Source organism: Winogradskyella rapida (genome assembly GCF_042675845.1).
GTDB lineage: Bacteria > Bacteroidota > Bacteroidia > Flavobacteriales > Flavobacteriaceae > Winogradskyella > Winogradskyella rapida.
On the sequence record NZ_JBHTKM010000041.1, the window covers coordinates 1 to 11,903 of the forward strand.

11 protein-coding genes are annotated in these 11,903 nt (G+C 30.8%); all 11 read right to left on the reverse strand.

The genetic code is table 11. From position 1 onward, the window contains the following. Window positions 1-702: 702 nt before the first annotated feature. The gene (locus ACFQ13_RS06195) at window positions 703-993 is read right to left on the reverse strand and encodes a hypothetical protein (protein WP_386115281.1); all 291 of its coding nucleotides are present in this window, start codon (window positions 991-993) and stop codon (window positions 703-705) included. Between the two features lie 866 nt (window positions 994-1,859). Then, the gene (locus ACFQ13_RS06200; RefSeq protein WP_386115284.1) at window positions 1,860-2,408 is read right to left on the reverse strand and encodes a hypothetical protein; all 549 of its coding nucleotides are present in this window, start codon (window positions 2,406-2,408) and stop codon (window positions 1,860-1,862) included. 173 nt (window positions 2,409-2,581) lie between these two features. Then, window positions 2,582-3,184, reverse strand: a complete 603-nt coding sequence (locus tag ACFQ13_RS06205; protein ID WP_386115287.1) for a hypothetical protein — start codon at window positions 3,182-3,184, stop codon at window positions 2,582-2,584. Between the two features lie 186 nt (window positions 3,185-3,370). After that, window positions 3,371-5,065 (reverse strand): hypothetical protein, encoded by a 1,695-nt coding sequence (locus tag ACFQ13_RS06210; RefSeq protein WP_386115290.1) that lies wholly within the window; start codon window positions 5,063-5,065, stop codon window positions 3,371-3,373. A gap of 166 nt (window positions 5,066-5,231) precedes the next feature. Beyond that, the gene (locus tag ACFQ13_RS06215; RefSeq protein ID WP_386115292.1) at window positions 5,232-5,849 is read right to left on the reverse strand and encodes a hypothetical protein; all 618 of its coding nucleotides are present in this window, start codon (window positions 5,847-5,849) and stop codon (window positions 5,232-5,234) included. A 158-nt stretch (window positions 5,850-6,007) separates the two neighbouring features. Continuing rightward, a complete protein-coding gene (locus ACFQ13_RS06220; RefSeq protein ID WP_386115295.1) occupies window positions 6,008-6,754 on the reverse strand; it encodes a DUF6794 domain-containing protein in 747 nt (248 codons plus the stop codon). Between the two features lie 457 nt (window positions 6,755-7,211). Beyond that, the gene (locus ACFQ13_RS06225) at window positions 7,212-7,553 is read right to left on the reverse strand and encodes a hypothetical protein (protein WP_386115298.1); all 342 of its coding nucleotides are present in this window, start codon (window positions 7,551-7,553) and stop codon (window positions 7,212-7,214) included. Window positions 7,554-7,733: 180 nt separating this feature from the next. Beyond that, the gene (locus ACFQ13_RS06230; protein ID WP_386115301.1) at window positions 7,734-8,330 is read right to left on the reverse strand and encodes an FEKKY domain-containing protein; all 597 of its coding nucleotides are present in this window, start codon (window positions 8,328-8,330) and stop codon (window positions 7,734-7,736) included. A 719-nt stretch (window positions 8,331-9,049) separates the two neighbouring features. Then, complete coding sequence (locus ACFQ13_RS06235) at window positions 9,050-9,598, reverse strand: hypothetical protein (RefSeq protein WP_386115304.1); 549 nt, start codon at window positions 9,596-9,598, stop codon at window positions 9,050-9,052. Window positions 9,599-10,482: 884 nt separating this feature from the next. Beyond that, window positions 10,483-10,848, reverse strand: coding sequence for an FEKKY domain-containing protein (locus tag ACFQ13_RS06240; RefSeq protein ID WP_386115306.1), 366 nt, complete (start codon window positions 10,846-10,848; stop codon window positions 10,483-10,485). A 153-nt stretch (window positions 10,849-11,001) separates the two neighbouring features. After that, window positions 11,002-11,703 carry a hypothetical protein gene (locus ACFQ13_RS06245; protein WP_386115309.1) on the reverse strand — a complete coding sequence of 234 codons (702 nt, stop codon included), beginning with the start codon at window positions 11,701-11,703 and terminating at the stop codon, window positions 11,002-11,004. Window positions 11,704-11,903: the final 200 nt, after the last annotated feature.

Consider the following 11,903-nt stretch of genomic DNA (forward strand, 5'->3'; position numbering starts at 1 on the left):
ATTATTGACCAAAATACAAATGCTAAAAATGTATATAAAAATGCTTTAATTATACTCATTATTTTTTTGGACGATTCGGTTTTTATTACAGCTAACGTTGTTGTGTATGGTTAGTTGCGTGGTTAGGCAACTAATTTAGTAAACAAATACAAACCCGAGAAAATTCCGAAGGAATTTTCCAAATAAGCACTTGCCAAAGCAATTAATTATACACGGTGTTGGCAACTGGCTTTTTTCCGTTCGCTATTATCTTAATTATTATTCCGCTAATAAAAGTCGAGATTATTGTTAAAAATAAAATCATTCTATAATTCACATTGTTTTGATGGTATTTTAAAATTCCGTTATTCATTATTGGGTTCGTTATTGTTATTTTTATAAACTGACTTTCGAGAAAGCAATAAAGACAGTAAAAAGTCGGAATTAAAATCAGATAGATTAGATTCAGTCCGATTATTTTTTTCAGAGAACTTACCTTTCGAGATGTGAAATAAAATCCGATTGGTATTAGAGTCAGAATAAAAGCAATGTCCGTTTCAAAAAGTCGAAATTCCTTTCCGCCATAAAATCCGAGTTTGTAATCCGCCAGATATTTTACCGTTCTGCGAGTCAAAATCCTATAATCCAATTCGTAACGCATTCCAAAAATAAAAGTCAGAATAACAACAATAGCTAATATAATTAACTTCTTTTTTCTCAAGATTAAAACAATGAAAGTAATGTTAAAACTAAAAATATTGGATAACCGATAACAGAAAAGTAAAATTGATAATTTTTTCCCTCTTTATTTTTTATACTTAAAACAGTAAATACTATTCCAACAATTAAAATCAGATTTGCAACAATGGATAAAATTCCAATATTTTGTTCAAATCTTCCAACATCGTGAAATCCAACAGCAAAATTCATTACTAAATATGCTACTAATACATTAATTACTATCAAATAGATTAGTAATCTAAAAGACCATTTTTTATATTTTGTTTCATTCATATTGTCTTTTTCGGTTTTGAGTGAGAGCTTGTTGCCAACGGTAGGTGTATGGTTAGTTGCGTGATTAAGGAACTAATTTAGTAAAAATGAAACGAACGCGAGGAAATTCCGCAGGAATTTCCACATGAGCAATACCTAAGCAATTAAATATACACAATGTTAGCGACCGGCATTATTTAATTTTCGCCTGGTTTGATCGGAGGTATGGAATCACATTTGACAGAAACAAAGAATAGAGTAGGTGCTAACGGTTAGTCAGTCCTGCGTTGTTGTTCCGTATTACTCCTCAATTTGGTTATTCGTGCAAGTATTGAGTCCTGCATAAGAAATACGGACTTTTAGGTTGCCTAGATAAGGGTTGATGTGTCTGCTTGGCGCTAACGGTAGGTGTATGGTTAGTTGCGTGGTTTGGTAGCTAAGTTAACAAAAATGGACCGAACGCGAGGAAATTCCGCAGGAATTTCCACATGAGCAATACCCAAGCAATTAAATATACACAATGTTAGCGACCGGCATTATTTAATTTTCGCGTGTTTTGAGCGTAGGTATGGAATCACATTTGACAGAAGCAAAGAGTAGAGTAGATGCTAACGGTTATTCAGTCCTGCGTTGTTGTTCCGTATTACTCCTCAATTTGGTCATTCGTGCGAGTATTGAGTCCTGCATAAGAAATACGGACTTTTAGGTTGCCTAAATGTAAATAGATGTGTCTGCTTGGCGCTAACGGTCTTGTTTATGGTTAGTTGCGTGGTTTAGCGACTAAGTTAGTAAACATTTACGAACCCGTGAATATTCCGCAGGAATATTCGCAAGTAGGCTAGAAGCTAGAAATTAATTATACACGGTGTTGTAAAACGTTTTTTTATTCAACTTTCTAAAAATCTTAAATCCAAATAGTTGTTGTTTGGATTTTCAGAGTCAACATATAATTCAGTTTTCTCTTTAATCGCAAAATGCATTTTTAATTTAGTAGAATCCATATCAATGTTTAATTTATATTTAATTGATTCATTGTTATATGGAACGTCTATTAGAATTACATTATGATTAACATCGACATATTCATTTCGTGTATTATATCCGCTTCCAACTTCTATTTCTTGTTTGTAGCTATTACTTTGAATTTCTAATTTGTTTAAATCAATAATTACTTTGTCTCCAGTTCTAATCAAGTCATTTATCCGCTCAATATTTTCGTCCGAAGATTTTTTTAGCATAAGTTTTGTTTTAATCATATAGATAACAAATGGTAAAATAAGTATGATACCTGTTCCAACAAAATACCAATTAGTATCACTTGTCGGATTATATCTTCCTCTTCCTCTAATTCCAGCGTAAATTATTATAAATCCGAGAAAAGTTAATCCTGCAAAAATAAAACTGCCAAAGTCAAATAGTATTTTTTTTACATTCATATAGTTTGGTCCAATGTTTTACAACGTGTTTGTGTATGGTTAGTTGCGTGGTTTAGCGACTAAGTTAGCAAACTTTAACGAACCCGTGAAAATTCCGCAGGAATTTTCGCAAGTAGGGAAGAACAAAGCAATTAATTATACACGGTGTTGTAAAACGTTTTGTGTTCAAATTTTTATACAATGCATATCGCAATGTTTTGCTTTTTTATTGGTTTCTTGAAAATTCTAAATATCAACGGTAATCTTGCATTCCAAACTTTTAGACTTTCCAGATTCTTAAAATCAATCAGATAATTACCTCTTTCGGGAATATCAAGAATTTTTATTTTTTTTGCTAAATATCCACATTCGTAAGATTGAATTCTCCATTGCGTATCTCTTGGATTAATTATTGTTCCAGTTTTAATATTCGTAAGTGTAAAAGTAAAATCTTCTACAACAACGTCCCAACCACCAAGAACATATACGCTAAATATTCCAACGTGTAATTCTATAACTCTGTTCGAGTTGCATATATTTATTGGGAATCCAAATTCCGTATATCTAATATCTGTTTTTATTATTTCGATATTTTCGGGTACATTATTTCTATGAAGAAATCCCGAAATTTTTTTGTCAGGTGCAAGTTGTTCATAATTACTCTTGATATATGGTCTTGCGCCATCACTTGGTTTAAATTCAGTTTGTAAATACTCAATTTCTTGATTATCTAATTCACGTATTGTTCCGTCTTTTTCAACATAAACATATTCAAATTTTTCTTTGTTTTTATTCAAGAATTATAAATTTTAATTGAAGTTCGGATTTTTTTTAATGTTTTACAACGTGTTTGTGTATGGTTAGTTGCGTGGTTAGGCAACTAAGTTAGCAAACTTTAACGAACCCGTGAAAATTCCGCAGGAATTTTCGCAAGTAGGGAAGTACCTAGCAATTAATTATACACGGTGTTAGGCACTGGTTTTTTATTCGTCTTTTAAAATACTACTAAATTTATCAATAAATAATTCTGTAGGTAAAGTATATGGAATATTTCTGTAGGTTATAGATGTGATTTTGTCCGTCAATCGTTTATTTGCTATTTCCATACCATATTCATAATTCGGTGTATTAATCTTAAATTTTGAATTCAATTTGTTCAAATGATTGTCTAAAATGTCTTTGAACCTTTTATCTTTTTCTTTTAAATAAGGTGACCACCATATAATCGTGTCAATATCAATTACGGTTAAACTCTTTATGTTTGATAAATTAAATTTTATACCTAATCTTTCTTCTAAACTTTTTATGTACCAATTATTTAACTTGTAATTAATACCTGTAGTTTGAAATATTCTATCGTGAACTAATAAAATAGGATATATCTTTAAATTATTTTTTGAATTAACATAAGAATCAAAACGGAATTTCTTTTCAAGAATTTCTTCTATTGTGTTGATTAATTGACCTATACCAACTTTATGGTCTTCGTCGCCCAAAAATTTAATTTTTAGAACTTCATTTATCTTTTCAATATCAGCAGATGCTTTTATGGCTTTAGCTATTAAGACATCTTTGTTTTCGAAAATGAATATATTATTATTCTGTCTTAAATAATAGTCAGGTTCACCATCAAGTTCTTTTTCCGATTCCGGTTTTTTAATCAAATAAGGTTTGTCGAATATTTCATCCAATATCTTTCTCATTAGAAAATTTTCAGAAAACTCTTTATTAAAAAAGCTAAAGAAGTTACCATATTTTGATTTTAAAGATGAATCTGATTCATAAATTTCCTTTATTTTAAATTTTGAACTACGATAAAATTTGTCGATTACATAGAAATAATTGACAATAGAGTAGGTGTGTTCTTCTAGTTTGTATAGAGGGTGAATTTTCATATATGTGAAATCTTCATCAGTTAAAATGTCATCCGATGTCATTGAGGTCAAAAACTTCTCCGAATTTTCATCATCTACTTGAAAAATGTAATTGTTGCTTGTTTTTAATTTTAATAATTTACCAAAGAGATATCTCATTTCTTTGAAAAAATCTTCTTCATTATCGGTATTAAAAGATGTAATTAGATGCTTCTTTAAATTATCGAATTCAGACTTCGAGTTTAAAAATTCAAATAGAAACTCTACTTTAACCAGAGTTGTATAGATTAGTTTTGAAAATTCCACATCGTCATTTTCAAAAATCGCTAAATCTGATAATGGAAAGTTAAAAATCACACTAATATCAACTAATTTTTCGAAATTAGAATCTGATGTACTTTCTAAATTTTGATTCTTATTTATTTCTTGATTAACAACTAGAAATGCTTTAAATAGGTTTATTTCATCTTCATCGATTGAAGAGTTTTCATTTTCTTCTAAAAGTTCATTTCTATTTGATAATATTAGTTCAGATAATTTTAGACTTGCATGTTTACAAATTGTTTCTGGTTTGTTTTTTAAGCCAGTTTTTTTACTATAATCAACAACTCTATCATAAACATCTTTTGAGATTTCAGGATTAGAGAAAAAATTATCAAAATTCGGCAAATTATTAGTGTTGAAAAATCCTATACTTTTTAAAAGCGTTTTTCTGGAAACCTTGGTCAAGTAGAATAAAGCATCTTGTTTTTCTTCTTCAGGAAATACATCTTCAAATTCAAGTCTTTGTATAATTTTTATCATAGATTTTGCGGTGTGCTATGAACTTGTGCCTAACGTGTTTGTATATGGTTTGTTGCGTGTTTTAAACACCTAATTTAGCAAATACAAACCGAATAGAAAATCCGCGAGGATTTTCGTAAGTAGGCTAGAACTAGCAATAAATTATATACGGTGTTACCACACGTTTTTAACACATATAATATCCGATTTCTATAGATATTTGGTTATTGTTTAATTTCTCAATCACTAAAGTCATATCACAATATCTGTCAATTTGAAAATCATAATATTTTTGATTATCTGATTGTTCTATTTCAAATCTTCTATTGCTTAATGACTCATTTATAAAATCAAAGTCAGATTTATGAAATAATTTTTCAGTAATCCACAAAGCCTTTTTGAATATTTTACTTTCGTCATCTAAATTCAGTTCCGAATTATTTAGTATTAAATTCCCGTAAAATGAAAAATGGACACAACCTCCACGAGTTACAATTAATGTGTCTCCGTTTTTAAGTTTTATTGTCGCTTTTTTCTTTTCGTTATCCCAAACATAATTTGAAAATTCAGTTATTTCTTTAAGAAAATCATCAGTTTGAGTATTTAAGTCAAACGTACAGTCATTTTCATTAAATTCAGATTCAGATTCAGATTCAGATTCAGATTCGGCTAATTTTATGTTCTCTGTTTCAGTGATTTTTATGTCATTTTTCACACCTTTTGCAAAGTCATACATTTCAATTCCGAAATAAGCTATTCCGATAATTATTATCCCAATTATTGTTATTAAAACTCCTTTTTTCATTGGTCTTGTCAAATGTGTGGTAACGTTGTTGTATATGGTTTGTTGCGTGGTTTAAGCAACTAATTTAGTAAATAATTACCGACCAAGAAAGTCCGAGAGGACTTTCGTAAGTAGGCGAGAAGCCAGCAATAAATTATATACGGTGTTGCCCACAGTTATTATTCCACTATTTCCCATAAATTATATAAAGTCCATCGAGTTTCTCCTTTTTTCATAATCTCAATTTTGTCTTCTTCAATCTTTTTATATTCTCCATCTACTTTGTCCCAAACATCATATTCAAGAACAATAATTCCTTTTCTGTCGCAACTCTTTATTAGATTTATTTTTAGTTCAAATTTTTCTTTATTCAGGTCAATTACTTTTCCAGTAGCGAAACACTTATCGTTCATATATTTTTTTTCCTGACGTTTTGATACAAAATCATAGTCATACAGAAATTCAACAATGTCGCCAATCTTAAATTCACTAAATTCTTCTTTTTTTCGTTCATTTTCTTTTCGTTCAGATTCAGCCCAATAATCTTTATAGTATTTTATTTGATTATCTAATTCAATCTCAATTCCGTTTAGTTTTCTATGAAGTGAAGTCAATATGATACTAGATATATCATCAGGATGATTGATTCCTAAATTTCTGAAAAATTTCGACAGTTCAGATGTTCCAGCCCAAAGTTTCCAGTTGTTTCTTAATGACCTACCAGTTCCGAAATGTAGTTCAGAAGTTGCTTTTTGTTCTTCTTTAATTTTAAATTCGTTTAGACTTTCTTTTGACCACTTACATTCAAAAAAGGAAATTGCGTCATTCAAATCAGTTGGAATATATTTCTCAACGTATTTTTCGCAATTATTTTGACTTAATAATAAAGTCGGAAAAAGAAGTATTACAATAATTATTCTATTCATAGTTTGGTAGTTTATTCAAAACTACATTCCTTTTTTAATAGCAAAAATCTATAATGAGCGAACTGTTCATTTCAATTAGGGAACTGTTTTTTCTAATTGTGGGCAACGTGTTTGTGTATGGTTTGTTGCGTGGTTTAAGCAACTAATTTAGTAAATAATTACCGACCAAGAAAGTCCGCGAGGACTTTCGTAAGTGGGCGAGAAGCCAGCAATAAATTATATACGGTGTTGGCAATAGTATTTTTTCATCACGAGACTTTAATCCGACTAATCGATATTATTATTAGAGTTAAAAATAATAACCCGATTATTCCATTTATATACGCATCATCTTTTAAAAAATCTTTAAAGCTTTTCTTTGAGTTCCAAGTTCTTGAAATTAACCAACGTATTCCAGCTCCAGGATATCTGAATATTAAAATTATCAATGTCTCAAGAATAATTTCCATTTTTTATTTCATTTTAATATTCTTGGTAGTTCGATAACATCAGACTTTCCATCAATTGAGTAGAATTCCAATTCCGTCGGCATTTGTTCAGTTCCGAATACTGATATTCCAATCAATTCATCATTTTTACCTTTTCCGATATAATCAATTATTAAATTCTCTTTTTGATTTTTCGAATCCATTGTTTTTCCAAATATTATAGTTGGACATTTTCCGCAACCACATCTCGCAACAACTTTTAGATTTCCGATTAAATTAGTCCATTCTGGTTTTTCTTTACTAAACAGACAAGTCAGAAATTCAATTTCAGATTTTGTTAATTCTCTTTTATCGGGAATACTGTATTTCATTCAGCAATTCGGTTGTTTTTGCGTTCTGTTTATATTATTGCCAACGTGTTTGTGTATGGTTAGTTGCGTGGTTGAGCAACTAAATTAGCAAACTTTTACGAACCCGAGAAAATTCCGCAGGAATTTTCGCAAGTAAGCTCAAAAAAGCAATTAATTATACACGGTGTTGTAAAACGTTTTTTAATTCAAATATTCAACATCAGAACGAACTTTTTTCCGCCATTTCATTCCGTATTTTTTGTCCATTAGTTTAAAAATTCGAGTATTATATTCTTTTATACATTCGTCAATTGGTGGTTCACAACCAAAGTCAAAATATTTAACTTCAAATTTTTCCTCAAACCTCTTGTCGGAAGTTGAGTTTGCAATTGGTGCAATTGAACCAACAAGTAATAAGTTCGCAATTCCTTTTTTCCAATCAGATTCGGCACGTTCCGCATTATATTCACAATCAGCTTTCAATTCAAATGTCACGTTATTAATTCCGCTTTTCGCTAGCACGTTAAATTTTTGTTTTCCGTATCCGAATGCAGAAATTTCTATAACATACTTTTTATTTGGTTCGAGATATTCAATTCGGAAGTTGCCCAAACTGTCAGTCATAATTAATGGTTGTTTGGTAATCAGCTCTTGAACGTAAATGTCCGAAATAGGTGTTTCTCCAGAAATTCCGCTAATCACTTTTCCTATGATTTCAGTTTGGCCATAAGAAATTCCACAAACTAATATTAAAGTTAGTTTGAGAAGCATTTTTGATATGTTCAGGTTTTCCTTCAAATGTTTTACAACGGTCTTGTGTATGGTTAGTTGCGTGGTTGGGCAACTAAGTTAGCAAACTTTAACGAACCCGTGAAAATTCCGCAGGAATTTTCGCAAGTAATGAAGAACCTAGCAATTAATTATACACGGTGTTAGCAGCCGGCTTTTAATTACAGGCGGTTTCATTAAACAACTCAGACATTGATTTTAGCGTATAATTCCGTTTTCAGTGTCCAATTAGGTCTAAATTAGTTTTTTTACGTTCAGATCGGCCGTAAAGCTTTTTGAAATTAAAGCAGAGTATAGTGAATAGTTTGTTGGTTCTCTATAATGATCTTTTAAAATCTAATGTTTAATAGTTTCTATTATCCAGCGTTGTTATTCCGTGTTGTTAAACAATTCTATTTATTCACCTGAGTAATCAATCCAACGTTGTTGCTCCGTATTACATGTCAATTTAACTTATCCGACTGAGTGATTAATCCTACGTTAATTTTCCGTATTGCTTATCACGTTAGATTATCCAGATGAGGATTTAATCGTGACTAGGAATAAAAAACTTTTTGATTAGGAAAGAGATTAGCAAAGCGTGACTGCTTGCTGCTAACGTGTTTGTATATGGTTTGTTGCGTGTTTAAGTAACTAAGTTAACAAATAAAAACCGAATATAAAATCCGCGAGGACTTTCGTAAGTAGGCAAGAAGCCAGCAATAAATTATATACGGTGTTACCACACGTTATTTTTCTTTCTGTAATTCAATCACTTGGTTATATACCTTTCTAACATTTTGTATCAAATCAAGTTGTGGATTTGCTTTCATTCCTGGCCACCAATTCATTCCGTTTCCCCAAATCATCATTGGGTTTTTTGGTCCGATTGAGATTGTTCCGCTTCCGTCATTTTTTTCGTTATACTCTATGTCAGATAATGTTCTAATATTTAACGATTTTACATTTTTAGAAAATACTCCGCTTTTTATTATTATTCTGTCTTCTGTCAAACCATAATAAGTGTTTTCTCGTTGTTTTGCGTCAATTATAAATCTTCCGAATACAAATATCAATCCTATAATTACAAAAGGAATTCCAAATATGGCAAAAATCCCACCACCTTGAGAAGCCATAAACATCCAAAATATAGCAAATCCACACCATAAAAGACTGAAAGGTATTAGAAAAATATCTGCTGTTCTAAATACAACACCTTTTTTCGGTTGACCTGTCCAAAGCAAAGTTTCTTTATTGTCTAAATGTTGTCTTAATTCTGATTGTATATCTCCTCTCATTCAGTTTTTTCTTTAATGTGTGGTAACGGTCGGTGTATGGTTAGTTGCGTGATTAAGGATCTAATTTAGCAAAAATTGACCGAACGCGGGGAAATTCCGCAGGAATTTCCACATGAGCAAGACTCAAGCAATTAAATATACACAATGTTAGCGACCGGCCTTATTTAATTTTTAAACAGCTCGACTAGATCGCATTGCTGTTAGCTTTAAGCTTATATTCTGTTATATTGATCCAGTTTCTCGGTCATATTGAATTTGGTGCTTCTTGATCGATGGAATAGAATCACATTGGATACAAACAGTGAGTAGAGTAGGTGTCATGTTGCCGTAAGTCCTGCGTTGTTGTTCCGTAATACTCCTCAATTTGATTATTCGTTCGAGTATTGAGTCCTGCGTAAGAAATACGAACTTTTCGGTTGCCTAGATAAGGGTTGATGTGACTGCTTGGCGCTAACGTGTTTGTGTATGGTTAGTTGCGTGGTTTTAGCAACTAATTTAGCAAACTTTTACGAACCCGTGAAAATTCCTCAGGAATTTTCGCAAGTAAGCAAGTAACAAGCAATTAAATATACACGGTGTTGTACGCAGGTTTTTATTTTTTCGATTCTCTGTATTTATATTTTCCATCCTTAAAAACTAAAAAGTGAGACATACTCAAAATATCTCTGTTCCCTTTAATCTCTGTGATTAAATACCATTTTTCGTTATCAGAAGTGGTAAGTGGATTTTCCCAGTCAATTTCAATAAATTCAGGTTGTTGTTTTTTAACTTCGATTACGTTTAGTTCAGCCTCAATATTGTCAGCCCATTCTATTGTATCATTGTAATAGTCTTTGCAACTAAAAATAGAAATAAAAAGGTAAAATTCTTAAAGATGCTAAATTTCATTCCAACATATTATTTTTAATTTGCGAGTCCATTTCCGCTTGATATTTTTCTCGCCATTCTTTTCCGTTTCTTTTATTCAGATACTTTTCAATTTCAGCGTTATAAGAGTCAATTCCACGTAATTGAGGTCCAGTTACAGTGCATCCAATATTCGATTCGTGAAATCCGTATTTTTCTTTTAATCTAATACATGGAACTCCACAAGGTAAAGGTTTTCCAATTGTCACGATTCTTGCTGAATTCCGCCAACTGTCAATCTTTCCAGTCAAATAATTGAATCGATTAAAAAGTCCAAATTGCCAGAATAAAATTCCAACAATTAGGATTCCAATTCCGATTGTTATTTTCTTTTTGCGTTTCATTGGTCAACTTGCGTACAACGTGTTTGTGTATGGTTAGTTGCGTGGTTTAGTAGCTAAATTAGCAAACTTTTACGAACCTGTGAATATTCCGCAGGAATATTCGCAAGTAGTGAAGAACCTAGCAATTAATTATACACGGTGTTAGCAAATGTTTTATTGATTTATTTTAATGTAAATAATTTTTTCAGGATCTTCTTTTTGAATTATAAATTGTAGTGATATTATTAGTTTGTCATTTAGTGAAATCAAATTGTTTACAACCCAACAATCATTTTTTGTAGTATAAGAGAAATCGTCATAATAATTATAACTATTTATTTTAAGGTCCTTTATTCTTTCTAATATTTTATTTGTTACTGTTAGATTAAAATTTTTATGCTCATCTATTTTTAACATTGAGTTCGCTTCTGATAAATTGTTAGCAATAACTAGGTTAATGTATTTGTCTATTGAGTTTAGGGCTTCATTTACTTTTTTTATTTCTTGTTTTTCAAAAAAGAAAGTCTCTTGATTGTCGTTACTAATCAGTACAATCTTGAAAGCATAATTTTTGTCTAACGTTTTTTTGTCAATTCTTTTATATAGTTGAGAAGCACAATATGAAGCAACTATTTTAGGCTTTGTCGCCTGAACGTCTATTAAATACGAGTTTCGAACTAATAATTCTATAAAATATTTTTTGTTATTGTTCTTTTCTAATTCATCTGTTGTAAAATATAGTCCTCCAGAATCGGCAGCAACCTCTGATAATATTTCATTAGCCTGAGTTATGTTTTCACTATTTAATTCCTGACAATTCACCAACATAGGTGTTGTAAGTATTATTATTGCGATAAACAATTTTAGTTTAGTCAAAGTTTGTATTTAGATGAGTGAGTAATATTTGCTAACGTGTTTGTGTATGGTTAGTTGCGTGGTTGGGCAACTAAGTTAGCAAACTTTAACGAACCTGTGAATATTCCGCAGGAATATTCGCAAGTAGGCTAGAAGCTAGCAATTAATTATACACGGTGTTGTAAAACGTTTTTTTATTCAACTTTCTAAAAATCTTAAAT